The organism is Streptomyces sp. Z423-1 (assembly GCF_013009255.1).
In the GTDB taxonomy this organism is placed as follows: domain Bacteria; phylum Actinomycetota; class Actinomycetes; order Streptomycetales; family Streptomycetaceae; genus Streptomyces; species Streptomyces gossypiisoli.
The window spans coordinates 9338974-9363165 of the sequence record NZ_CP053109.1 but is presented as its reverse complement, the minus strand read 5'-3'; the positions used below and the strand labels follow the sequence as shown (position 1 = coordinate 9363165).

Here is a 24192-nt window from a genome sequence, read left to right as displayed (position 1 = left end):
CAGGCCATTTCTCTCCCGGCTCCGCCGCCTTCAGCATTCTGTGGCCCGCCATGGCCGCAGCGGCCCTCACCCACGCGGCGGAAAGGCGCACCCGTTCCCGGCCCCAGTGGGCCGACGTGGCCTTCGCCGCTGTGGGTGCGGTTCTCTACGGTTCACTGCTCATCTGACCTCTTGATGCGACGCGCCGACTGCGGGCCCGGGCCCCCACACGACGCGGTCAGCCCGAGGGCAGGGCCTGCTCCGTCCAGATGGACTTGCCGTCCCGGCTGTAGCGCGTCCCCCACCGCAGGACGAGCTGGGCCACGATGAACAGTCCGCGCCCTCCCTCGTCGTCGGCCGCGCTGTGGCGCAGGTGGGGGGCGGTGTGCGCCCTGTCCGCCACCTCGCAGACGAGGGTGCTGTCGCGGATGAGCCGCAGGTGGAGCGGGCCCTTGGCATGCCGCACGGCATTGGTGACCAGCTCGCTGACGATCAACTCGGTGGTGAACGCGAGTTCGTCCAGCCCCCAGTCGCTCAGCTGGCCGGCGACCAGCTCCCGCGCCTGGCCGGCGGCGACCGGCTCGGCCGGCAGGCTCCAGGCGGCGACCATGCGGCTGTCGAGCCCACGGGTTCGGACCAGCAGGAGAGCTGTGTCATCGGTGGTCGTACTGCCCGGAAGGAGCTCGGCGATGACACGGTCGCAGAGATCCTCCAGGGAGTTCGAGTCCTCGCCGAGGACCCTCGCCAGCGTGTCGAGCCCCTTGTCGATGTCCCGGTCGCGCGACTCGACCAGCCCGTCGGTGAAGAGGGCCAGCAGACTGCCCGCCGGCAGTTCGACCTCAAGGGACTCGAAGGGCAGTCCGCCGAGTCCCAGGGGTGGGCCGGCCGGCAGGTCCGGGAAGCTGACGCGTCCCCCCGGTTCCATGATCGCGGGCGGCAAGTGGCCCGCGCGGGCCATCGTGCAGCGCCGCGAGACGGGGTCGTAGACCGCGTAGAGGCAGGTGGCCCCGGCGGCCACGTCATCACTGCCGGCGGCCGCTCCGTAGGGGTCCGCAGCGACCTCCGCCGACTGTCCCACCAGATCGTCGAGCCGCTTGAGGAGCTCGTCGGGCGGGATGTCCATCGGCGCGAGCGCCCGCACTGTCGTACGCAGCCGACCCATGGTGGCCGCCGCGTGGAGACCGTGACCCACCACGTCGCCCACCACGAGCCCGACACGCGTTCCGGACAGCGGGATGACATCGAACCAGTCGCCGCCGACGCCGCTGAGAGCGTCCGTGGGCAGATAGCGATGAGCCACTTCGACGGCCGGGTTCGGCGGCAGATACTGCGGCAGGAGCTGCCGCTGGAGAGCCAAGGCGGCGGCGCGTTCGCGCGTGTAGCGGCGGGCGTTGTCGATGGAGACCGCGGCCCGGGCGGCCAACTCGTCAGCCACCGCGACAGCGGCGCGGTCGAAGAATCCCGATCCGCTGTGGCGTACGAAGGTGACAAGGCCCAGGGCCGTGCCACTGGCGCGCAACGGCACGACCAGGGTGTCGTCCTCGAGCACGAGCCCGCCCGAGGCGAGGCTGCGGTGCTGGGGGGAGCCGCTCGCGTACTCCACCGGTTGCGGGTGATGTCTCAGCGCAACGGAGGAGTGCGCCGGGCCCTCGGACGCGGCCGCGTGGGAGGCCGAGCAGGAGGAGGCGCGGATCAGCTCGAGCCCCGTCGGACCCGCAGCGTCCGGCACCTCGCCGTCCAGGACCACCGCAGCGAGGTCGACCTCGACGGCGTCGGCGAACTCGGGCACCACCACCGCGGCCAACTCGTCGGCCGTGGCGATCACGTCCAGCGTGGTGCCGACGCGGCGGCCGGCCTCGACCAGCAGATTCAGTTGCCGCTGCGCCTCGTAACGGTCGGAGATGTCGAACGCGTCCTCGCACACCCCGAGCGCTCGGCCGTCCGCATCCTGCAACCGGTAATAGGAACACGACCACAGATGGACCCTCCCGGGGTCGCTGGGCTGCTCTCCGAGAAAGTGCAGATCGAGGATCGGCTCCCCGGTCTCCAGCACATGGCGCATGACCGCATCCAGCGATTCCGGATAACCCGATGTCACGACTCTGCCCCTGGGATACAGCTCGTCGGCCGGCCCGCCCCGGACTTCGGCGAGCGGCCGCCCGAGTTCCTCCTCGGAAGCGGCGTTGCACCACACAAGACGGCGCTCGGTGTCATAGATGGCGAAACCCAAAGGCGACTGGGTGGCCAGACCGTCCAACATGGCCAGCCGGGATTCCCATTCCGCGAGGCCTTCCCTGTCGGCCACCACGACGACGCGCTGCGCCTCCCCGGCCAGGTGACAGACAGCGGTGACGAGTTGCAGACGGTGACCGTCACGATGCACGGCAGTGTGCAGGTCACGGTCCGGCAAGGACAGGGCCGCCGCCTCGGCGGGGCTCGCCACGAGCGGCTCGGCCGTTCGGGAATCGGCTGCCGCCGTGGGCCTCAGGAATGTGCCGACGGGCTGCCCGACGATCTCAGTCGGGCCGTAACCGAGGAGCTGCTGCGCCGCGGGACTCCAGCCGATCACGAGGTCCTGGCCGTCGACCACGAACGTGGCAGCCCTCCGAACGTCCAGCGGGCCCCGGAAGTCGATGTCCCCGCTCCCCTTCCTTACATGGCTCATGGTGCCCTCACCGGCCCGATTCATCAGATCCAGAGTCCGCCTGATGCTGACACTGCGCAAACGATCGGATCGGTCGCGCGTTCGGGCTCGCACCACCGCCCGATCAGCGGTCGACCGGAGGCGGCACGGCCCCTGGCCGCGACGGCCCAGGGCTCCGCACACAATTCGCGTATCCGATCCCGGCCCGACGGCAGGAATTAGCGGCTCCACCGGGACTCGTTCATTCAGACAAGGAAAGCAGAGATGGATTCATCTTCCAGCCGATCCGCGACGCCCCCTGACTGCCGACCACCCACCACGCTCCAACCCCCTCACACCTAAGGTAGTTCGCGCCCACGGAGACAGGTTGGACATGAAGGATCATGCAGGGTACTCAAGGAATACAGGCATGAATCCGACGCGTTTTCTCCCGCCACTCTCCCGGACGAGGAGCTGACCGCGGTGGCGCGCGAAGCGCATCGCCAGGTGCTGGGTGCCGAGCGGGTCGTGCCGTGGGCGCCGTCGATGGCGACCGAGGACTTCGGTCTCTACGGAGACGCGGGCCAGGAGATCCACGGCTGCGCGGGAGTCCCGCTGGGCTACTGGATGGTCGGGATCGTGGGCCCGCGCCAGTGATCCGCCACGGCAGGCGCGAACACCGCCGAGCGGCTCGCGGCACTCCCCGCGAACCACTCGCCCGAGTTTGCGCCGCACTTGCCCATCGCTCTGCCCTCGGCGACAAAAGCGATGACGACGGCTGCGCCGGCGGTCCTGTCAAGGTGATGCTGGCGGGACCCGGTCCCTTCCGCACCCGCTGCGCCGGCCGCTCAGAGGGTCCGTGTGACTGCGGTGAATCGCGGTGCTCGTGAAGGGATCGACGAGGATGGCGCGGTATGTGAGGACGCGGAGCATGCGCTCGGGCCGGTTGGCGGTACGGTCGGGCAGCGCGTCGATCCGCTCATGGTTCTCAACGTCGATCACCACGGTGGCATAGCGGTGCCGTCGGCGCAGAGCAACGTCGTCGACGCCGATCACGCGAGGCGCCGCACCCGCACACGGACCACCACCCGACGCCCATCGACCGGAACGTCGGCACGATCCGCCGGTCCGTCCTCGGCGCGACCCGTTGGTAAATAATTGCGCAATTACAGGACATACCAGTAAATTTCCTGCCGTTGCTTTGAGATGTCACTGGCAGACGGGGCAAAGGATGAGCACGGACGACCGCGTCGCTGTGACGACCGGGATCGCACGACTGCACGCGTCGCCCGGACTCGCCGGGCCCGGCCGGCTCGGGCTGGTGACCAACCACACCGGCGTTCTGCCCGACCTGCGCCCGGCCGCACCCGCGCTGCTTCAGGCCGGCGCGCGGCTGGTCGCCCTGTTCGGTCCCGAGCACGGGCTGTACGGGACCGGTCAGGCGGGCGAGAGCGAGGCCGCTCATGCGGACCCCGCCACCGGTCTGCCGGTCCACGACAGGTACCGGTGCAGCGGCGGGCTCCTCGACAAGGGCCCGCTGTTCGACCCGGCGTGGGCCAGCTTCGTCGGGCGCGCCGCGTTACCCGTCCGGCACGGGCTCACCTGCGGCGAGCTCGCCCGGTATCTCAACGCCTCGGTCGTTTCTCAAGTGGCGGGCACTGCAGCCGCGCGCCATGGATGCGGAGGCAACCGCCCTGCCGTGGGTCGCGCCCTCGCCGAACATCCCGACGCCCGCCACAGCCACCGTCTACCCCGGGACGTGCCTGTTCGAGGGCACCAACCTCTCGGAGGGCCGGGGCACCACGCAGCCCTTCGGGGTCGTCGGAGCCCCGTACATCGACGCGCGGTTCGCGACCTCGCTCGCCGAGCTCGATCTGCCGGGTGCGCGCTTCCGTGATCTGTGGTTCGTGCCGACATTCCACAAACACGCCGGGCGGCGGCTGCGCGGAGTCCAGCTCCATGTCACCGATCGCGCGGTCTTCGCTCCCGTACGGACCGCCGTGGCGATGCTCAGTACGCTGCGGCGGCTGTACCCGGACCACTTCGCATGGCGCGCCGCTGACCGCGGTGTGGAGGGGAGCGACCACCGTCCTTTTCTCGCCCTGCTGTGGGGGTCCGACCGGCTGCGGCGTGCCGTCGACGCGGGCGACGACCCGCCGGCGCTGTGCGATCCGCCGGCGCCGCCCGGCCGATGGGTCGGCGACGACGTGCTGCTCCACCCCTGAGACGTTCTGCCGCCCCGCGCGACGTGCTGCTGTTCCCCTGACGGAAGCGGATGCCGATGCAGAACCGACAGCCGCCACTGACACCCTGGGCCGAGCCGCCCTGGCCCCCACCGGGCAGCCGGGCGCGGACCGTCTCATCGCCCCACGCGCCCTCATGGACTGGCCCCTGATCGCCGTGGCGCCGGCGCACCCCGCACCAGACCGAAGCAGCTCTGCGGGCGACGCTCGACGCCGTCCCTGACCTGCGTATGGAAGGACAACCCCGCCGATGACCGATCGCACAACGACATCCCGGGCCGACATCCGTGGTTTTCGCGCGGGCGACGGACCGCAGGTGGTGGAGGTGTGGCGGCGCAGTGCGCCGGCCGACCCCGTCACTGCGGACCGCTTCCGCTCCCTGGTGCTGCTCGACGCCAACTTCGATCCGGAGGGTCTTCGGGTCGCCGTCGAGGGGGACCGTGTCGTCGGTGCGGCCTACGCGGTGCGCCGTCTGACGCCGATGACCGGCACCGACCTGGAGCCGGAGCAGGGCTGGATCCCGTTCTTCTTCGTCGACCCGGCCGCCCGCAGGCGCGGCCTCGGCCGCCGGCTGCTGGCCGACGCCCTCGACTGGCTGCACGGCCACGGCCGCACCCGGGTGGACTTCTCCTCGTACACCCCGAACTACGTCCTGCCCGGCCTGGACGCCGAGACGTACCCGGAAGCGGCTCCGCTCCTGGAGTCCCTGGGCTTTCGCACGCTGTACGAGGCGGCGGCGATGGATCGTGGTCTGGTGGGCTATCGGTTCCCGGAGGACGTCGCGCGCCGCGTGGAGGAACTGGCGGCGCAGGGCTACCGGTTCGCCACCCCGTCCGACGACGACCTGGTGGATCTGTTCGCGCTCGCCGGGAGCCACTTCGGTCCGGACTGGGCGTGCACGATCCGGGCGTGTCTGGCCGCGGGCACGCCGCTCGACCGGATCGTCGTCGTCCGGGACCCTTCGGGCCGCATGGTGGGCTGGGCGATGCACGGCGCGTTCGACGCGGTGGACGAGCGGTTCGGCCCGATCGGCGTGCTGGAGGAGATGCGCGGCACCGGGCTCGGCGAGGTCCTCCTGCACCTGGTTCTGGAGAGGATGCGGGCGCGCCGCGCGCACTCCGCGTGGTTCCTGTGGACCGGCGCGCAGTCCCCGGCAGGCCAGATGTACCGCAAGACCGGCTTCACCACGACCCGGGTGTTCCGCGTGATGCGCCGGGAGGTCGCTGGATGACGCCGGCACGCCGCACCAGCGGCCTGAGCCGCCGTCACTTCGCGCTTGCGCTCCCCGCAGCGCTGCTCGCCTCCGGATGCTCCGCGCCGCACCAGGGGACCGGGCGGCCCGGGGATCCGATCGTCCTCACCCTGCTCTCCCACTACGCGAGCGGGGTGCTCAAGGAGGCCCTGCAAGGCCCGGTCGACGAGTGGAACGCGACCCACGACCTGGTCAAGGTGCAGACCAAGGCCGTCGAGTTCGCGGACCTGCTGACCACGTTCATGGTCCGGCAGGCCGCGGGCCTGGGCGCCGACATCCTCCACCCGTACTGCCTGTGGAACGGCCAGCTCGTCCAGGCCGGCGTCCTGCGGCCCGCTCCGTCCGAGCACGCCGAGGAGATCACACGCGGCTACGGCGAAGCCGCGGTCGACGCCGCCTCGGTGGGCGGCCGGGTCTACGGCTACCCCACCGAGGTGCAGACGTACGCCCTCTACTACAACAAGCGGCTGCTGCGCGAAGCCGGCATCGACGGCCCGCCGCGCACCTGGCGGGAGCTGGAGGAGACCGCCTACCGCACCGCCAGCCGCGACCGGTACGGCAACACACTGGTCCAGGGCTTCGGGCTGTCGACCGTTGACGACTCCACCACCGTCGGCCAGACACTCGCCCTGCTCAACGCCGCGGGCGGCAGGTTCGTCTCCAAGGACGGCAGGAGCACCGCCATCGACTCGCCGGCCGGACGGGCCGTCTTCGAGCTGGAGCACCGGCTCGTCGTGAGGGGCGCGAGCGCCCCCGGTGTCAACGTCTACAAGGCGTTCCGGTCCGGTCAGGTGGCCATGGTGGTCAGCGCCGGCTGGTGGACCGGGAGCCTGAAGACCCTGATGGGCAAGGACTACCGCGACGTCGGTGTCGCGCCGCTGCCCCTGCCCGAGGCGGACGGCAAGCGCGCCACGCTCTCCACCGGCTTCATGCTGGGGGTCAACGCGGCCAGCAAGCACCCGCGCGCGGCCTGGGAGTTCCTGCGCTGGCTCAACACCGAGAAGGTGAACGTGAAGAGCGCGAAGGCGGGTGGGAGAGCGACCCGGATGAGCTCCCTGCAGGTGTCGGTCGGCTCCCTGACCGGCCGCGCCGACGACATGCGCACGCTCCTGGGCGCGCACAGCGATGCAAACCTGCGCCCCTTCCTGGACGCGCTGGCGTACTCGGTGCCGGAGCCGAACATGCCGGGCGCACAACAGGCCAAATCGCTGCTGCGCAAGAACATCGAGGCGCTGTGGACCGGTCAGCAGTCGGTCGACCAGGCACTGCGCACCACCCGCCGTCAGGTCGATCGAGAGGTGACACGCTCATGGTGAACGCGCTGACGCCGGCGACGACCGAGCGGGCGGCGCCCAGCACGCGCTCCGCCGGGCCCGCCGTCGACGGCCGCGCCCGGGCCCGGCGCCGCCAGGCCGTCGTCGCCTATCTCTTCCTGGCGCCGACGTTGCTGTTCTTCGCCGTCTTCCTGATCCTGCCGCTGGGCTTCGCGCTGCTGCTGTCGATGTCCCGCTGGGCCGGGTTCGACCTCGGCGACATCCAACCGGTCGGCGCGGACAACTTCGCGGGCCTCTTCGCGGACGGATCGACGTTCCTGGCGCCGATCCTCACCAACACGCTGCTGTTCGCCCTGGGCACCGTGGTCCTCGCGCTCGCCGGCTCCGTCGTCGTCGCCACCTGCATCGACAACCTGCGGTTCCAGGGGCTGTGGCGCACCCTGTACTTCCTGCCGATCGTGACGACCGTCGTCGCCGTCGGCAACGTGTGGAAGTACATGTACGAGCCGGGTGGCCTCGTCAACGGCGTCCTCAACGCCCTCGGGCTCGGCTCGGTGGCCTTCCTCCAGGACCCGGACACCGCGCTGCCCTCGGTCGTGGTCGTCCATGCCTGGGCCTCGGTCGGCTCGGCGATCCTCGTCCTGACCGCCGGGCTGAAGTCCATTCCCGAGTCGTACTACGAGGCCGCGGCGCTCGACGGCGCCGGGCCGGTCACCGTCTTCTGGAAGATCACACTTCCGCTGTTGCGGCCGTCGCTGCTGCTCGTGTGCATCACCCAGTTCATCAGCGGCCTGCAGTCGTTCGCGCTGATCATCGTGATGACCAAGGGCGGGCCGGGTGACGCGACCAACGTGGCTGCCCTGGAGATGTACCGACAGGCCTTCTCGTACGGCCACTGGGGCCCTGCGAGCGCCGCCGCCTTCGTGCTGTTCATGGTGGTCCTCGTGGTCACCCTGGTGCAGTTGTGGATCTTCCGGCGCAAGGGGGAGGACGCATGATCCGCCGCCGTTTCCCGTGGTTGTCGTATCTGGTGGTCGTGACGGGCGCCGTGCTCACGGTGGTGCCGTTCCTCGACATGGTGATGACGTCGTTCAAGGGGGCCGGCGAGGCCGGTACGCTGCCGTACCGGTTCCTGCCCGGGGCGTTCGACCTGTCGAACTACCGGGCGGCGATCGACCAGCTCGATCTGCCGGTGCTCTTCCGCAACAGCGTCATCGCGACCGCCGTGATCACCGGATCGGTGCTGCTGACGTCGTCGCTCGCCGGCTACGCGCTCGCCAAACTCCGCTTCCCCGGCCGGAACTTGATCTTCCGACTCGTGCTGTCGACGATGATGTTCCCCCCGTTCCTCTTCTTCATCCCGCACTTCGTGATCCTGGTGCACTGGCCGCTGGCGGGCGGCAACGACCTGTTCGGGCGCGGGGGCGCGGGCCTGACCGTCAGCATCGCGGCGCTCGCCATGCCGTTCCTCGTCAACGGCTTCGGGATCTTCCTGATGCGCCAGTTCATGGTCTCGATCCCGGACGAGGTCCTGGAGGCCGCACGCATCGACGGTGCCGGCGAGTTCGCCGTGTGGTGGCGGATCGTCGTGCCGCAGACCAGGCCGGTGGTGCTGACGCTCGGTCTGCTGACCTTCGTCCACGCGTGGAACGAGTACATCTGGGCGCTGCTCATCTCGACCGCCAACCCGGACGTGATGACCCTGCCCGTCGGCATCCAGCTCCTGCAGGACTATGTGGACCCGACCCGCACGATGCCGATCGTCATGGCCGGTCTCGTCCTGAGCATCCTGCCGGTCCTGATCCTCTTCCTGCTGCTGCAGAAGTACTACATCCGCGGCATGATGCTCAGCGGCCTCAAGTGACACGCTCGGCACCTGCCCGACGTGAACTCCCGCGCGTCCCGCGAAGTGGTGTAGTCACTGGCCGAGCTGGAAGGTGTGGCAGCAGCCGAGCGTGGGACACCCCAGGCGCCATGCTGCGTGAGACGGTACCGCTCCCCCCAACGTGCTGGTCGCCCGGAGTCACGGGTCGATTCCAATCCTGGTCGAAAGGCTCAACGGTCGGCGCGACGGTCTTGACGGCGAGACACAAGGCGTGTTCGCTGTTGCGCCAACAGACAAACATCTCTCATAGCGCAACACTCTGCTGCCGCTGAGTGCCTGCGGTGCAGCCGCCTCGTCCCCCCGTCATCCATGTCGCTGACCACTGCGCCGCCGCAGCGCGAGGCAGTCCGACCCGACCGTGCCCGAGCCTGACGACAGAAGGAAAGAGAGCATGGCTGCTCCCCAGATGGCGAAATCTCCAGGTGACACCTCGGATCAAGAGAAATCGGGGGCCCGCTCCCCCCTGGCGTCAATCGCACCCGGTGTCTTCTGGCCGTCGACGATCATCATCGTTGCCTTCGTGCTCTACGCCACGGTCTTCAAGAACTCCGCACAGGACGTCATCAGTACGGTGCAGGAAGAGATCATCAGTGGTCTCGGTTGGTATTACACCGCCCTCGTCTCACTCTTCGTGATCTTTGCCCTCTGGGTCGGTATCGGCCGCTTCGGAGACATCAAACTCGGCAAGGACGACGAGCGACCCGAGTTCGGCATGGGCTCATGGCTGGCGATGCTGTTCGCCGCCGGTATGGGCATCGGACTGGTCTTCTGGGGTGTCGCCGAGCCGTTGAACCACTTCGTCTCCCCGAGGCCGGGCGTCGGTGAGGGCGAGGCCGCGCGGAGCGAGTTCGCCATGGTCCAGACGTTCCTGCACTGGGGTATCCACCCCTGGGCCATCTACGTCGTGGTCGGTCTCGCCGTCGCCTACGCCGTGCACCGCAAGGGCCGCCCCATCTCGATCCGCTGGGCTCTGGAGCCGCTCTTCGGCGACAGGGTCAAGGGCGCCTGGGGCGACGCCATCGACACCATCGCCGTTGTCGGCACCGTCTTCGGCGTGGCCACCTCGCTCGGCTTCGGCGTCCTGCAGATCTCGGCGGGGCTCGGCTTCCAGGGTTGGGTGACCGACCCCGGCACGCCCCTGCGAGTCGCCCTCATCATCGGCATCACCCTGCTCGCCACCATCTCCGTGGTTACGGGCGTCGGCAAGGGCATCAAGTGGCTGTCGAACATCAATATGGGCCTGGCCGGCGCGTTGATGGTGTTCGTACTCGTCGCGGGCCCGACGCTGTTCATCCTCAACGGCTTCGTCGAGGACATCGGCGCGTATCTGCAGAACCTCCTCGCGCTGAGCTTCGACACCGGCGCCAGCCAGGGCGCCGAGGGCACCGCATGGGTCAGCGGCTGGACGGTCTTCTACTGGGGCTGGTGGATTTCCTGGGCTCCGTTCGTCGGCGTCTTCATCGCCCGCATCTCCCGCGGACGGACCGTTCGTGAGTTCGTCACGGGTGTGCTGCTGGTACCGACGCTGCTGACCTTCGTCTGGTTCGCCATCTTCGGTGGCTCGGCAATCCACCGCGAGACGGTCGGTGACGGCGGACTGGTGGGCGAGGACGGCGCGGTGGGTACGGACAGCGCGCTCTTCCAGTTGCTCGACACCCTGCCGGGCGGCGCGTTCGTCGCTGGAGCGGCGCTGCTGCTGATCGTGCTGTTCTTCGTCACCTCCTCCGACTCCGGCAGCTATGTGGTCGACGTGCTGGCCTCCGGTGGCGACCCCGAGCCGCCGACCTGGAGCCGCGTGTTCTGGTGCGCCGCCGAGGGGGCCGTGGCCATCGCACTGCTGATCGCCAGCGGCACGGGAACGTCGTCGCTGTCCACACTGCAGACGGCGGCGATCATCACGGCACTGCCCTTCAGCCTGGTGATGATCGGGATGTGCCTCGCCACGGCCAAGTCCTTCCGCCGAGAACACCACGCCTATCTCGCCGCCCAGCGGAAGAAGCAGGAGGAGCGGCTCATCGACCAGGCCGTGACGGCGTTCGAGGAGGGCCTGGAGAACGGGACTTCGTCAAACGGGGCCAAGGACAGCGCGGTAGACGCGCGCACCACGTAAGCGGGCACCGATGCGCCGCGCGCCCGGCATCGGCCGTGAAGTCCGCCGAATCGGGCCGGGACGCGCGGCGCGCACGACGACCATGTGACTCCTCCCTCAGACGCCCCACCTGCCTCCGCCGGCCCGCTTCGGGAACGCACGGCACGAGCCCGTCCCCGCTCCCCGGCCCGGCGCCTGGCGCGGCCCCGCCGCCGGTGACTGGACCTCCTCGCTCGGCCGTGCCGCGTACACCGCGGGTGGCCGTGCCCCGCGCTGTGCGCGGTCCCACAGCACCCCGGCCCGGTGCACCTGGTCTGCACCGTGCGCGGCGAGCTCGCCGGGGGCGCGGGCCAGCCGGAACTGCTGGCGGCCACCTTCCCGCCCGACTCCGTGACCGGCGCCCCCAAGTCCAGCGCCCTGCGGATCATCGAGGCGCTGGAAACCACACTCCGCGGCCTGTACTGCGGCGGTCGGCATCGGCTGGGCCGACGCCGACCGCGCACCAGCGAACCGGCCGTTGGCATCCGCGCCTTCTGGATCGAGCGGACCGCGACCGGCCACGTGCTGCGTTTCGGCACCGGCGCGGGTATCACCTGGTGCTCGGCCCCCGAGCGCGAGTGGGAGGAGGCCGAGCTGCTTCGGACTCGCCGGGGCAGGCTTGCCGGCCGCCTCGGACTCCAGAACGCCAAAGCGGCCACCGCAGGTGTGCTCCCCTACGCGGCCGCGATGACGGTGGTTGCGGGTGGCTGGGTGGCCCGCGCGTTCACGCCGACCACCCGGCCCGTTCCCTCGGGTACGGGGCGAAGCCCGTCAGTGGGCGGGGGGCGCGCCGAGTCTGTCCTGCACCCAGGTGTGGAAGGCGCCGATGTGGTGCTCGCTGGGGACGAGGACGCCGCCCTTGGCGTAGGCGCGGGAGCTCATCCCGGGCTGGGTGCGCTCGCAGGCGTCGAAGTCCTGCTGGTTGACCCGGTGGAAGAGCTCCACCGACCGGCTGACGTCCTTGCCGCTGTCGACGACATGCGGGAGGTAGAGCCAGTCGCACTCGACGATCGTGCGATCCACGGCCATCGGATACATCCGGTGGAAGATCACGTGATCGGGAACCAGGTTGATGAAGACCTGGGGCCTGACGGTGATCGCGTAATAGCGGCGGTCCTGGTCCTCGGAGACCCCCGGGATGCGGTCCAGCCCCTCGCTGCCGTCCACGGTGAAGCCCCGGATCTCCTCACCGAACTCGGCCCCGTGCCCGACGTAGTACTGCGCCGCGAAGCCGTCGGCGAACTCGGGCAGCACCTCGGTCAGTTCGGGGTGGATCGTGGCGCAGTGGTAGCACTCCATGAAGTTCTCGATGATGAGCTTCCAGTTCGCCTTCACGTCGTAGGTGATCCGCCGGCCCACCGAGAGGTTGTCGATGTCGTAGCTCTCGATCGACTCGGCGTCGCCCAGGCGCTCGGCCACCGCACCCGTCACGTCTTCCTCGAAGGACGGCGGAGTGTCCGCGAGGCACACCCACACGTACCCGAGCCACTCCCGGACGTGGACGTTGATCAGGCCGTATTCGACCCGGTCGATGTCCGGCATCGACGTCAGATTGGGCGCGGCCACCAGCTTGCCGTCGAGGCCGTAGGTCCAGGCGTGGTACGGGCACTGGAATGCGCGCTTGACCTCGCCGGACTCCGCGGTGCAGAGCTTGGCCCCGCGGTGCCGGCAGATGTTCAGGAACGCCCTGATCGAACCGTCCCTCGAGCGGGAGATCAGCACGCTCTCCCGTCCGACCTGGTAGGTGCGGAACTGGCCGGGCCTGGCCAGCTCCGAGGCGCGGGCCGCGCAGAACCACATGGACTCGAAGATGCGCTCCTGCTCCAGGGCGAAGACCTCGGGATCCGTGTAGTGGTCGCCGGGCAGCGTGGCGATCAGGCTGGACGGCAGGCCGGTCGCCGGCAGGTTGGTCATGGTCATCATGTCACCTTCGGGAAATGTCAGACCCGTACGCGGCGCGGGTCGAAGAGGGCGATGGGGTGGTCGGTGCTGCCTTCGGTGGCCAGGTCGGCGAGGATCTCGCCGATCACCGGCACGAACTTGAACCCGTGTCCGGAGAATCCGCAGGCGACGGTGGTGCGCGGGTGCTCGGGGTGCCGGGACAGGACGAAGTGTTCGTCCGGAGTGCTGGCGTACATGCAGGCCGCGCCCTTGAGGAAACGGCCGGGAAGGGCCGGGATGCGCGGACGCAGGTACGCGGCCATGGCCTCGATCTCCTCCGGGTGGATCCGGCGGTCGAGGGTGTCGGGATCGCTGGGGAGGCCTTTGCGGAAAAAAGCGACCTTGGCTCCGCCCTCCGGGCCGTCGAGGGAGGGGAAGCCGTAGATCTGGGTGCCGTCCGGGTCCTCCCAGATGTAGACGGGGTGCCGGTCGGCGGTGAACGGGCCGGTTCCGCCCTCGGGCTGGAACCAGTACATGACCTGGCGCTCCACCGTCACGCTGACGCCGAGGTCGGACAGCAGGGTCGGCGCCCAGGCGCCAGGGGCGAAGATCAGCCTCTCGGCCGTGTGGACGCCTCGGTCGGTGACCACCCATGCCTTGCTGCCGGGGCCGTCGTCCTCCCATCCGAGCACGCGTTCCGCGAAGTGCAGCTCGGCGCCGTGGGCGCGGGCCAGGTCCAGGTGAGCGCTGACGGTGACCTCCGGCCGGGCCACGCCGGCCCTGCGCTCGTAGACGGCGATGTCGTCGGCGGCCGGGGTGAAGGTGGGGAAGCGGCGCCGGATGTCGGCGGCGTCCAGGATCTCGTGGTCCAGGCCCCACTTCCGGGCACTGTTCAGGGTTCCGGCGACGGCCAGGCTGTCCTCGCGCCCGATCATCAGGCCGCCGGTCTCGGTGAAGACCTCGCGGCCGGAGTCGGTGGCCAGCTTCTGCCACAGCTCGTGCGCGCGGAGCAGCAGCGGCACATAGGCGGGGTCCTCGAAGTAGGCCTGCCGGTAGATGCGTGAACCGCCGTGGCTGGAGCCGAGGTTGTGGGCCGGGCCGAAGCGTTCCAGGCCCAGTACGCGGTGGCCGCGGGCGGCGAGGTGGTAGGCGGCTGCGCTGCCCATCCCGCCCAGGCCCACGATGATCACGTCGTACGAAGAGGGCATGTGTCCGTCTCCTGGGTTGGTGGTGAGGGTGCGTTGGTTCGCGGTCTCGTCGGCGTATCGGGTGCCGCGGCCGGATCAGCGCGGGATGCGCTACGCCGACCGGCGGGCCGTCGGCCTGCACAGGCTCCCGGGGAGTTCGATCCGCGCGGTCACAGGACCACCACCGAGCGCAGGACCTCGCCGCGGCGCATCTTCTCGAACGCCGCCTCCACCTCGTCCAGTTCGATCTTCTCGCTGACGAAGCCCGCCAGGTCGAAGCGGCCTTGCAGGTAGAGGTCGATGAGGGCGGGGAAGTCCCGGGAAGGCAGGCAGTCGCCGTACCAGGAGGACTTCAGCGTCCCGCCCCGCCCGAAGACGTCCAGCAGGGGAAGGTCGACGGTCATGTCCGGGGTGGGGACACCGACCAGGACAACGGTGCCGGCCAGATCGCGGGCGTAGAAGGCCTGCTTGTACGTCTCCGGACGCCCCACCGCGTCCACTACGACGTCCGCGCCGAAGCCGCCGGTGAGGGCGCGGACGGCCTCGACCGCGTCGGTCCTGGCGGAGTCGACGGTGTCGGTGGCCCCGAACCTCTCGGCCCACCGAAGCTTCCGCTCGTCCACGTCGACGGCGATGATCTTCGACGCGCCGGCCATCTTGGCGCCGGCGATGGCGGCCATGCCCACGCCGCCGCAGCCGATCACGGCGATCGAGTCGCCGCGGCCGACGGCACCCGTGTTGACCGCGGCGCCGAATCCCGCCATCACGCCGCAGCCGAGCAGGCCCGCCGCGGCGGGTGCGGCGGCCGGGTCGACCTTGGTGCACTGGCCGGCGGCGACCAGCGTCTTCTCGGCGAAGGCCCCGATGCCGAGCGCGGGGGCGAGCGGCGTGCCGTCGAGCAGCGTCATGGGCTGGGTCGCGTTGTGGGCGGCGAAGCAGTACCACGGCTTGCCCTTGCCGCAGGCGCGGCATGTGCCGCACACCGCACGCCAGTTGAGGACGACGAAGTCGCCGGGCGCGACGTCCGTGACGCCCTCGCCCACCGCCTCGACCACTCCTGCGGCCTCGTGACCGAGCAGGAAGGGGAACTCGTCGTTGATGCCGCCCTCCCGGTAGTGCAGGTCGGTATGGCAGACACCGCAGGCCTGTACCTGCACCAGCGCCTCACCGGGGCCGGGGTCCGGCACCAGGATGGTCTCCACCGAGACGGGGACGCCCTGTTTCCGGGCGACGACGGCGCGTACCTCGTGTGTCACAGTCGAGCTCCTCGCGGGTTTCCGTACGACCGGCGGGTGCGGTGCCGGGCCGCCTCGCCCAAGCGTTGCGCATAACGCACTTGGATGCGCTATAGGAAACACTCCTTCCTGCGGAGCGGCGGTGTCAAGGGGTGGGTCACACCCCGGCAGCACGTTCCAGCCGGACCACGACGGACTTGGACGTCGGGGTGTTGCTGATGGCCGCCGTGGAGTCCAGGGGCACCAGGACGTTGGTCTCCGGAAAGTACGCCGCGCAGCAGCCGCGGGGCGTCGGGAAGGCGACGGTGCGGAAGGCCGGTGCCCGGCGCTCCACCCCGTCCTCGTATTCACTGACGATGTCCACGAGGTCGCCGTCGGCCAGCCCACGGGCGGCGAGGTCGTCCTCGTGCACGAACAGCACGCGGCGTCCCTGGTGAATGCCGCGATAGCGGTCGTCCAGGCCGTAGATGGTGGTGTTGTACTGGTCGTGCGAGCGCAGCGTCTGCAGCAGCAGCCGGCCTTCCGGTACGCGCAGGATGTCCAGCGGGTTCACGGTGAAGTTGGCCCGGCCGGTGGCGGTGGTGAAGCGGCGCTCGTCGCGGGGCGGGTGGGGCAGGGTGAAGCCGCCGGGCCGGCGCACTCGTTCGTTGAAGTCCTCGAAGCCGGGGATCACCCGTGCGATGCGGTCGCGGATGCGGTCGTAGTCGGCCTCGAACACCTCCCAGGTCACCTGCCCCGCCGGGACGGCTGATGTTGCCGCGCGGGCCCCGAGGGCGGCCCGGGCCATCCCGCAGATGATCGCCACCTCGCTGCGGAGGCGGTCGGAGGCGGGGGCGAGCCGCCCCCGCGAGAGGTGCACCATGCCCATGGAGTCCTCCACCGTCACCAGTTGGGGCCCCGAGGGCCGCAGATCGGCCTCGGTGCGGCCGAGGCAGGGCAGGATGAGCGCCTGTTCCCCGGTGACCGCGTGGGACCGGTTGAGCTTGGTGGAGATCTGCACGGTGAGCCGGCAGCCGCGCAGCGCCTGCTCGGTCACCTCGGTGTCGGGGGCGGCGGCGACGAAGTTGCCGCCCAGCCCCACGAAGACCTTCACCCGGCCGTCGCGCATGGCGCGGATGGTCTCGACCGCGTCGTGACCGTGGTGGCGTGGCGGTTCGAAACCGAATTCGGCGGCGAGGGCGTCGAGGAAGTCCTCGCCGGGCTTCTCATGGATGCCCATCGTCCGGTCGCCCTGCACATTGGAGTGGCCGCGCACCGGGCACAGTCCGGCGCCCGGACGGCCGATGTTGCCGCGCAGGAGGAGGAAGTTGACGACATCGCGGATGGTCGGGACGGAGTGGCGGTGCTGGGTGAGGCCCATCGCCCAGCAGACGACGATCTTCTCGGCGGCGAGTACCTCCCGGAACGCGACCCCGATCGCGTCCACGGACAGCCCGGTGGCCTCCAGGACCTCCTCCCAGGAGGTCTTCCGGGCGTGCTCGGCGAATGCCTCGAAGCCGTGCGTGTGCGAGGTGATGAAAGAGGTGTCGAGGACGGTGCCGGGTGCGTCGTCCTCCGCTTCCAGCAGCAGCCGGTTGAGGGCCTGGAACAGGGCCTGATCGCCACCCAGCCTGATCTGCAGGAAGAGGTCGGCCAGCTGGGTGCCGCCGCCGACGATGCCGGACGGCCGCTGGGGGTTTTTGAACCGGAGCAGGCCGGCCTCGGGCAGCGGGTTGACCGCGATGATGCGGGCGTCGCGCTGCTTGGCCCGCTCCAGGGCGGAGAGCATCCGCGGGTGGTTGGTGCCGGGGTTCTGGCCGACGACGAGGATCAGGTCCGCCTCGTGGAGGTCCTCCAGGCTGACGCTGCCCTTGCCGATGCCGATCGTCTCGACCAGGGCCGAACCGCTGGACTCGTGGCACATGTTGGAGCAGTCCGGCAGGTTGTTGGTGCCCAGCATCCGGACGAACAGCTGATAGACGAAGGCGGCCTCGTTGCTCGCCCGGCCGGAGGTGTAGAAGGCGGCCTGATCCGGGTGGTCGAGGGCGGCGAGCTCCCGGGCGACGACGGCGAACGCGTCCTCCCACGAGATCGGACGGTAGTGGTCACTGCCCGCCGGGCGGTACATGGGATGGGTGAGACGTCCTTGCTGTCCGAGCCAGTAGTCGCTGCGGCCGGCGAGTTCCTCCAGGCTGTGCTCTGCGAAGAACTCCGGGGTCACCCGGCGCAGGGTGGCCTCTTCCGCCACGGCCTTGGCCCCGTTCTCGCAGAACTCCGCACGGTGCCGGTGTTCCGGTTCGGGCCAGGCACAGCCCGGACAGTCGAAGCCGTCCTTCTGGTTGACCCGGAGGAGGGTGAGCAGGCCACGGCGGGCGCCCATCTGGGTGCCGGCGTGGCGCAGCGAGGAGGTGACCGCCGGAATTCCGGCGGCGTGGTCCTTCGGTGGGCCCACCCGCAGTCGGGCATCGCCGGGGTCCTCAGCAGGGGCCTTGCGGGTCATCTATGGCGCTCCGCGGTGTGTGAGTGAAGGCTGCTGTTGCTCATCGCGATGAGTATTTCTCATTGCACAACACACCCCAGGAAGCCCGCACGGCCGACTTCTGTCAAGACACACCCTTGACCGGACCCACTCCCCCTTGGACCATGTTGCGTATCGCTCGCCTTGTTGCTCATTGCGCACCGATGGAGGATGCCGTGTCCCCTCGCCCCCACCCCGGCCGCGAGTTCGTCCTCACCCTCTCCTGTCCCGACCAGGCCGGACTGGTCCACGCCGTCAGCGGCTTCCTGGTCCAGCACTCCGGGAACATCCTGGAGAGCCAGCAGTTCGACGACCGCCTCCAGGGCCGCTTCTTCATGCGTGTGCACTTCGACGTCTCCGCCCCGGAGGCGTCACTGGAGCGGCTGCGTACCGGTTTCGCCCCGCTGGCAGAGGCCTACCGGATCGACTGGCGGCTGCACGATGCGGCCGCCCCCACCCGCACCCTGATCATGGTCTCCAAGTACGGCCACTGCCTGAACGACCTGCTGTTCCGCAAGAGCACCGGCGCCCTCAACATCGAGGTGCCGGTGGTCGTCTCCAACCACCGGGACTTCGAGCCGCTCGCACACAGCCACGGCGTCCCCTTCCACCACATCCCCGTCACACCGCAGACCAAGGCGGAGGCGGAGGCGGAACTGCTGGAGCTGGTGCAGCGGTTCGAGATCGACCTCGTGGTCCTCGCCCGCTATATGCAGATCCTCTCGGACGACCTGTGCAAGCGGCTCGAGGGCCGGGCCATCAACATCCACCACTCCTTCCTCCCCAGCTTCAAGGGGGCCCGGCCCTACCTCCAGGCCCACCAGCGGGGAGTCAAGCTGGTCGGGGCCACCGCCCACTACGTCACCCCCGACCTGGACGAGGGGCCCATCATCGAGCAGGACGTCCTCCGCGTGGACCACTCCCACGACCCCGACGAGCTGGTCACCATGGGCCGGGACGTCGAGGCCCGGGTCCTGGCGCGCGCCGTGCAGTGGCACAGCGAGAGCCGCATCCTGCTCAACGGCCACCACACCGTGGTGTTCCGCTGACACACCCGTTCCGTGTTCCTGTACATCGCCGGCCGAGGAGACGCATGTCCGTCCTGAACACGCCCCTGCACGAGCTCGACCCGGCCGTCGCCGCCGCGCTCGACGCCGAGCTGCACCGCCAGCAGTCCACCCTGGAGATGATCGCCTCCGAGAACTTCGCGCCGGTCGCGGTCATGGAGGCGCAGGGCTCGGTCCTGACCAACAAGTACGCCGAGGGCTACCCCGGCCGCCGCTACTACGGCGGCTGCGAGCACGTCGACGTCGCCGAGCAGATCGCCATCGACCGGGTCAAGGAACTGTTCGGCGCCGAGTACGCCAACGTCCAGCCCCACTCGGGCGCCTCCGCCAACCAGGCCGCCCTGTTCGCGCTGGCCCAGCCGGGCGACACCGTCCTCGGCCTGGACCTGGCCCACGGCGGCCACCTCACCCACGGCATGCGGCTGAACTTCTCCGGCAAGCAGTTCGAGGTCGTCCCCTACCACGTGGACTCCGAGACCGGCCTCGTCGACATGGCCGAGGTCGAGCGGCTCGCCAAGGAGCACCGGCCGAAGGTGATCATCGCGGGCTGGTCGGCGTACCCGCGGCAGCTGGACTTCGCCGAGTTCCGCCGGATCGCCGACGAGGTCGAGGCGTACCTGTGGGTCGACATGGCGCACTTCGCGGGCCTGGTCGCGGCCGGCCTCCACCCGAACCCGGTGGAACACGCGGACGTCGTCACCTCCACCACCCACAAGACGCTGGGCGGCCCGCGCGGCGGCATCATCCTCGCGAAGAAGGACTTCGCGAAGAAGCTGAACTCGTCCGTCTTCCCGGGCTTCCAGGGCGGTCCCCTGGAGCATGTGATCGCGGCGAAGGCCGTCTCCTTCAAGGTCGCCGCGAGCGAGGACTTCAAGGAGCGCCAGCGCCGTACCGTCGAGGGCGCGCAGATCCTCGCCGAGCGCCTGACGGCCGCCGACGCCCGCGAGGCCGGCGTGAACGTCCTGTCGGGCGGCACCGACGTCCACCTCATCCTGGTCGACCTGCGCGAGAGCGACCTGGACGGCCGGCAGGCCGAGGACCGCCTGCACGAGGTCGGCATCACCGTCAACCGCAACGCCGTCCCCAACGACCCGCGCCCGCCGATGGTGACCTCGGGGCTCCGGATCGGCACGCCCGCCCTCGCCACCCGCGGCTTCACGGCCGAGGACTTCGCCGAGGTCGCGGACGTCATCGCCGAGACGCTCAAGCCGTCGTACGACGTCGAGGCGCTCAAGGCCCGCGTCAAGGCACTGGCGGACAAGCACCCGCTCTACCCCGGCCTGAACCAGTAACAGCGCCCCCGTATGGAGGAGTGACCGTGGCCATCTCGGTCTTCGACCTGTTCTCGATCGGCATCGGCCCGTCCAGCTCCCATACGGTCGGCCCGATGCGCGCGGCACGCATGTTCGTCGTCCGTCTGAAGGAGAACGGCGTACTCGCGCAGACCGCCAAGGTCCACGCCGAGTTGTACGGCTCCCTCGGCGCGACCGGCCACGGCCATGGCACCCCGAAGGCCGTACTGCTCGGGCTGGAGGGCAACGAGCCGCACTCTGTCGACGTCGTCCGGGCGGACCACGACGTCGAGCGGATCAAGTCGACCGGAAGACTGCGGCTGTTGGGCGCCGAGATCGGCGACGCTCAGGAGATCGCCTTCGACTTCGACGACGATCTGGTGCTGCACCGCCGTAAAGCACTGCCGTACCACGCGAACGGCATGACACTGCGGGCGCACGACGTCACGGGGACGGAGCTGCTGTCGAAGACGTACTACTCGGTGGGCGGCGGCTTCGTCGTCGACGAGGCCGTGCTTGATCAAGACGTGGTCGGCGCGGACCGCATCAAGCTCGACGACACGGTCCTGAAGTACCGCTTCCGCACCGGCGACGACCTGCTGCGCCTCACTCGCGACACCGGCCTGTCCATCTCCGCGCTGATGCTGGAGAACGAACAGGCCTGGCGCACCGAGTCGGAGATCCGCGCCGGGCTGCTGGAGATCTGGCGGGTGATGCGGGGCTGTGTGGCCAACGGCCTTTCTCGCGAGGGCATCCTGCCGGGCGGTCTCAAAGTGCGCCGCCGTGCCGCCGTCACCGCCCGCCAGCTGCGCGCCGCGGGCGACCCGGCCGCCCATGCCCTGGAATGGACGACTCTCTATGCGATGGCGGTGAACGAGGAGAACGCCGCCGGCGGTCGCGTGGTGACGGCCCCGACGAACGGCGCGGCGGGCATCATCCCCGCGGTCCTGCACTACTACATCAACTTCGGGACGGGCGCGGCCTCCGAGGGAGAAAAGGAAGACGGAGTCGTACGATTCCTGCTCGCGGCCGGGGCCATCGGCCTGCTCTTCAAGGAGAACGCGTCCATCTCCGGCGCCGAGGTCGGCTGCCAGGGGGAGGTGGGTTCGGCCTGCTCGATGGCGGCGGGCGCGCTGGCCGAGGTCCTCGGCGGCTCCCCCGAGCAGGTCGAGAACGCCGCCGAGATCGGCATGGAGCACAACCTCGGCCTCACCTGCGATCCCGTAGGCGGCCTCGTCCAGATCCCGTGCATCGAACGCAACGGCATGGCCGCCGTCAAGGCCATCACCGCCGCCCGCATGGCCCTGCGCGGCGACGGCTCGCACATGGTGTCCCTGGACAAGGTCATCAAAACCATGAAGCAGACCGGCGCCGACATGTCGGTCAAGTACAAGGAGACCGCCCGGGGCGGCCTCGCCGTCAACATCATCGAGTGCTGAGCGGGGCGCGGGCATGGGACGAGTCACCGAGCGCCGGCGCGTTCTGCGGATCCGGGAGGGTGCCGTCGGCGCCCGGCCGGACACCCTGGTCGCCGAGGAGCCGCTGGAGATCCGGCTCGGCGGCAGGCCGCTGGCCATCACCATGCGGACGCCCGGTGACGACTTCGCGTTGGCGGCCGGATTCCTGGTGAGTGAGGGCGTCCTCGGCCGGGCCGAGGAACTCTCGGGCATCGTGTACTGCGCGGGTGCGACGGGTGGGGGCACCGCCCGCTCGAGCGAAGTCGAGAGTGGGGGAGGCTCGAACACCTACAACGTCGTCGACGTGCGGCTCGCCCCCGGTGTGGTGGTGCCCGACATCACGCTCGAGCGGAACGTGTACACCACGTCCTCTTGCGGTCTGTGCGGCAAAGCGAGCCTGGACGCCGTGCGGACCACCGCCCGCTGGCCGATCGCCGACACTCCCCCGGTACGGGTCGAGCCCGAGTTGCTGGCTGCCCTCCCCGACCGACTGCGGGCCGCGCAGCGGGTGTTCGACCGGACAGGGGGCCTGCACGCCGCCGGGCTGTTCTCACCCGACGGCGAACTGCTGGACCTGCGTGAGGACGTCGGCCGGCACAACGCCGTGGACAAGCTGCTCGGACGCGCACTGCAGTCCGGTGAACTGCCCCTGTCACAGGCCATCCTGCTGGTGTCAGGGCGGGCGTCGTTCGAGCTGGCGCAAAAGGCGGTCATGGCGGGCATCCCGGTGCTGGCGGCGGTCTCGGCTCCCTCCTCCCTCGCCGTGGACCTGGCGGCGGAGACCGGACTCACCCTCGTCGGCTTCCTGCGCGGCCAGAACATGAACGTCTACGCGGGTGAGCATCGCCTGGTCCTGCAAGCACCAAGGGGACTCGCGCGGTGAGCGTCCGGCGCCGCCCCCGCCGCGTCGCGATGCTCAGCGTGCACACCTCGCCGCTGCACCAGCCCGGCACCGGCGACGCGGGCGGGATGAACGTCTATGTCGTCGAGTTGGCCAGGCGCCTGGCCGTCGCGGGCGTCGAGGTGGAGATCTTCACCCGGGCCACCTCCGCCGCGCTCCCGCCCGTCGTCGATCTCGCGCCCGGTGTTCACGTCCGGCATGTGGAAGCGGGCCCTTACGAGGGCTCGGCCAAGGAAGACCTGCCCGCGCACCTGTGCGCCTTCACGCACGGCCTGATGCGGGCCTGGGCCGACCGGCACCCTGGGTACTACGACGTGCTCCACTCGCACTACTGGTTGTCCGGCCAGGTCGGCCGGCTCGCCGCCGAACGCTGGGATGTCCCGCTCGTGCACACCATGCACACCATGGCCAAGGTCAAGAACGCCTCCCTCGCCACGGGCGACAGACCCGAGCCCACGGCCCGCGTGACGGGCGAGACGCAGATCGTGGCGGCCGCCGACCGGCTCATCGCCAATACCGGTACCGAGGCGACCGAGCTGATCCGTCACTACGACGCCGACCCCGAACAGGTCACCGTCGTCCACCCGGGCGTGAATCTGGACTGCTTCCGGCCGGACTCCTCCGGTGGCGCAACCGGCCGGGCGGCGGCCCGTGTACGCCTCGGGCTGCCGGCCGACGCGCTGATCCCGCTGTTCGCGGGCCGCATTCAGCCACTGAAGGCGCCGGATGTGCTGCTGCTCGCGGTCGCCCGGCTCCTGAAGGAGCGGCCACGGCTGCGCGAGCGGCTCGTCGTGCCGGTGGTGGGCGGACCGAGCGGATCAGGCCTGACCGAGCCGGAGGGCCTGCAGAAGCTGGCGGCACAGCTCGGCATCTGTGACGTGGTCCTGTTCCGCCCACCTGTCTCACAGTCTCAACTCGCGGACTGGTACCGGGCGGCGTCCGTGCTCGTCATGCCTTCCTACAGCGAGTCCTTCGGTCTGGTGGCCCTGGAGGCCCAGGCCTGCGGCACGCCGGTGATCGCGGCCGAGGTGGGCGGTCTGCCGGTAGCCGTGCGGAACGAGGTGAGCGGCGTGCTCGTGCCGGGACACGACCCGGCCGACTACGCGCGAGTTCTGGGCCGCTTCGCGGACGATCCGGCGCTCTCGACCCGCATGGGAGAGGCGGCCGCCCGGCACGCCCGGTGCTTCGGCTGGGACACGGCGGCCGCCGCGACCGTTGACGTGTACGCGGCGGCGATCCGCACGCACGGAGGCTGTGGGAGCCGCTGAGGCTCCCACAGCCAGTGCCGGGC

General features: G+C 70.1%; 17 protein-coding genes and 3 pseudogenes. 14 read left to right on the top strand and 6 right to left on the bottom strand.

Annotation, left to right across the window (positions count from 1 at the left end; genetic code table 11):
• Positions 1-217: 217 nt before the first annotated feature.
• The gene (locus tag HJD23_RS42515) at positions 218-2644 is read right to left on the bottom strand and encodes a SpoIIE family protein phosphatase (RefSeq protein ID WP_171115791.1); all 2427 of its coding nucleotides are present in this window, start codon (positions 2642-2644) and stop codon (positions 218-220) included.
• 441 nt (positions 2645-3085) lie between these two features.
• Between HJD23_RS42515 and HJD23_RS42510 the strand changes: the two genes are divergently transcribed.
• Positions 3086-3259 (top strand): hypothetical protein, encoded by a 174-nt coding sequence (locus tag HJD23_RS42510; RefSeq protein WP_171115789.1) that lies wholly within the window; start codon positions 3086-3088, stop codon positions 3257-3259.
• 288 nt (positions 3260-3547) lie between these two features.
• Here the strand turns inward: HJD23_RS42510 and HJD23_RS42505 are convergent.
• A pseudogene (locus tag HJD23_RS42505) lies at positions 3548-3664 on the bottom strand (transposase); the annotation flags it as partial.
• 169 nt (positions 3665-3833) lie between these two features.
• On the opposite strand from HJD23_RS42505, the pseudogene HJD23_RS44870 reads away from it, so the two are divergent.
• The 8 genes and pseudogenes from HJD23_RS44870 to HJD23_RS42470 all read left to right on the top strand — a co-directional run.
• Positions 3834-4178 (top strand): annotated as a pseudogene (locus tag HJD23_RS44870) (exo-beta-N-acetylmuramidase NamZ domain-containing protein); the annotation flags it as partial.
• Between the two features lie 97 nt (positions 4179-4275).
• Complete coding sequence (locus tag HJD23_RS44865; RefSeq protein ID WP_269475787.1) at positions 4276-4827, top strand: exo-beta-N-acetylmuramidase NamZ domain-containing protein; 552 nt, start codon at positions 4276-4278, stop codon at positions 4825-4827.
• A 268-nt stretch (positions 4828-5095) separates the two neighbouring features.
• Positions 5096-6076, top strand: a complete 981-nt coding sequence (locus HJD23_RS42495) for a GNAT family N-acetyltransferase (RefSeq protein ID WP_171115787.1) — start codon at positions 5096-5098, stop codon at positions 6074-6076.
• Complete coding sequence (locus HJD23_RS42490; RefSeq protein WP_171115785.1) at positions 6073-7413, top strand: ABC transporter substrate-binding protein; 1341 nt, start codon at positions 6073-6075, stop codon at positions 7411-7413. Before HJD23_RS42495 ends, HJD23_RS42490 begins: the two co-directional genes overlap by 4 nt.
• A complete protein-coding gene (locus HJD23_RS42485; protein WP_171115784.1) occupies positions 7407-8369 on the top strand; it encodes a sugar ABC transporter permease in 963 nt (320 codons plus the stop codon). Before HJD23_RS42490 ends, HJD23_RS42485 begins: the two co-directional genes overlap by 7 nt.
• On the top strand, positions 8366-9235 hold the full coding sequence (locus HJD23_RS42480; RefSeq protein ID WP_171115782.1) for a carbohydrate ABC transporter permease: 870 nt from the start codon (positions 8366-8368) through the stop codon (positions 9233-9235). The genes HJD23_RS42485 and HJD23_RS42480 overlap by 4 nt, the downstream gene beginning before the upstream one ends.
• Positions 9236-9647: 412 nt before the next feature.
• The gene (locus HJD23_RS42475) at positions 9648-11366 is read left to right on the top strand and encodes a BCCT family transporter (protein WP_240980950.1); all 1719 of its coding nucleotides are present in this window, start codon (positions 9648-9650) and stop codon (positions 11364-11366) included.
• A gap of 121 nt (positions 11367-11487) precedes the next feature.
• Positions 11488-11993, top strand: a pseudogene (locus HJD23_RS42470) (chorismate-binding protein); the annotation flags it as partial.
• A gap of 162 nt (positions 11994-12155) precedes the next feature.
• On the opposite strand, the gene HJD23_RS42465 reads toward HJD23_RS42470, so the two are convergent.
• The 4 genes from HJD23_RS42465 to HJD23_RS42450 all read right to left on the bottom strand — a co-directional run bounded on the left by HJD23_RS42465 (position 12156) and on the right by HJD23_RS42450 (position 18166).
• The gene (locus tag HJD23_RS42465; protein WP_171134155.1) at positions 12156-13289 is read right to left on the bottom strand and encodes an aromatic ring-hydroxylating dioxygenase subunit alpha; all 1134 of its coding nucleotides are present in this window, start codon (positions 13287-13289) and stop codon (positions 12156-12158) included.
• A gap of 35 nt (positions 13290-13324) precedes the next feature.
• On the bottom strand, positions 13325-14473 hold the full coding sequence (gene solA, locus HJD23_RS42460) for an N-methyl-L-tryptophan oxidase (protein ID WP_171116329.1): 1149 nt from the start codon (positions 14471-14473) through the stop codon (positions 13325-13327).
• Between the two features lie 149 nt (positions 14474-14622).
• Complete coding sequence (locus HJD23_RS42455) at positions 14623-15708, bottom strand: S-(hydroxymethyl)mycothiol dehydrogenase (RefSeq protein ID WP_171116331.1); 1086 nt, start codon at positions 15706-15708, stop codon at positions 14623-14625.
• Positions 15709-15844: 136 nt separating this feature from the next.
• Positions 15845-18166, bottom strand: a complete 2322-nt coding sequence (locus tag HJD23_RS42450; protein ID WP_171116333.1) for an FdhF/YdeP family oxidoreductase — start codon at positions 18164-18166, stop codon at positions 15845-15847.
• A gap of 194 nt (positions 18167-18360) precedes the next feature.
• Between HJD23_RS42450 and purU the strand changes: the two genes are divergently transcribed.
• Genes purU through mshA form a run of 5 tightly spaced genes read left to right on the top strand, consistent with a single transcriptional unit; the run spans position 18361 to position 24169 of the window.
• The gene (purU, locus tag HJD23_RS42445; RefSeq protein ID WP_171116335.1) at positions 18361-19233 is read left to right on the top strand and encodes a formyltetrahydrofolate deformylase; all 873 of its coding nucleotides are present in this window, start codon (positions 18361-18363) and stop codon (positions 19231-19233) included.
• A gap of 44 nt (positions 19234-19277) precedes the next feature.
• Positions 19278-20543: a serine hydroxymethyltransferase gene (glyA, locus tag HJD23_RS42440; RefSeq protein ID WP_171116337.1), complete on the top strand. Its 1266-nt coding sequence runs from the start codon at positions 19278-19280 to the stop codon at positions 20541-20543.
• 26 nt (positions 20544-20569) lie between these two features.
• Positions 20570-21982, top strand: a complete 1413-nt coding sequence (locus HJD23_RS42435; protein WP_171116339.1) for an L-serine ammonia-lyase — start codon at positions 20570-20572, stop codon at positions 21980-21982.
• A gap of 13 nt (positions 21983-21995) precedes the next feature.
• Entirely contained in the window at positions 21996-22883 is an 888-nt protein-coding gene (fdhD, locus tag HJD23_RS42430) for a formate dehydrogenase accessory sulfurtransferase FdhD (protein ID WP_171116341.1), read from the top strand.
• The gene (gene mshA / locus HJD23_RS42425) at positions 22880-24169 is read left to right on the top strand and encodes a D-inositol-3-phosphate glycosyltransferase (RefSeq protein ID WP_332109651.1); all 1290 of its coding nucleotides are present in this window, start codon (positions 22880-22882) and stop codon (positions 24167-24169) included. Before fdhD ends, mshA begins: the two co-directional genes overlap by 4 nt.
• Positions 24170-24192 lie beyond the last annotated feature (23 nt).

Excerpts from the sequence above, each read along its gene's own strand:
- HJD23_RS42490 (WP_171115785.1), top strand. The coding sequence starts at position 6,073 with ATGACGCCGGCACGCCGCACCAGCGGCCTGAGCCGCCGTCACTTCGCG.
- HJD23_RS42480 (WP_171115782.1), top strand. The coding sequence starts at position 8,366 with ATGATCCGCCGCCGTTTCCCGTGGTTGTCGTATCTGGTGGTCGTGACG.
- fdhD (WP_171116341.1), top strand. The coding sequence starts at position 21,996 with ATGGGACGAGTCACCGAGCGCCGGCGCGTTCTGCGGATCCGGGAGGGT.
- solA (WP_171116329.1), bottom strand. The coding sequence starts at position 14,473 with ATGCCCTCTTCGTACGACGTGATCATCGTGGGCCTGGGCGGGATGGGC.
- HJD23_RS42485 (WP_171115784.1), top strand. The coding sequence starts at position 7,407 with ATGGTGAACGCGCTGACGCCGGCGACGACCGAGCGGGCGGCGCCCAGC.
- glyA (WP_171116337.1), top strand. The coding sequence starts at position 19,278 with ATGTCCGTCCTGAACACGCCCCTGCACGAGCTCGACCCGGCCGTCGCC.
- HJD23_RS42450 (WP_171116333.1), bottom strand. The coding sequence starts at position 18,166 with ATGACCCGCAAGGCCCCTGCTGAGGACCCCGGCGATGCCCGACTGCGG.
- HJD23_RS42515 (WP_171115791.1), bottom strand. The coding sequence starts at position 2,644 with ATGAGCCATGTAAGGAAGGGGAGCGGGGACATCGACTTCCGGGGCCCG.
- HJD23_RS44865 (WP_269475787.1), top strand. The coding sequence starts at position 4,276 with ATGGATGCGGAGGCAACCGCCCTGCCGTGGGTCGCGCCCTCGCCGAAC.
- HJD23_RS42475 (WP_240980950.1), top strand. The coding sequence starts at position 9,648 with ATGGCTGCTCCCCAGATGGCGAAATCTCCAGGTGACACCTCGGATCAA.
- HJD23_RS42495 (WP_171115787.1), top strand. The coding sequence starts at position 5,096 with ATGACCGATCGCACAACGACATCCCGGGCCGACATCCGTGGTTTTCGC.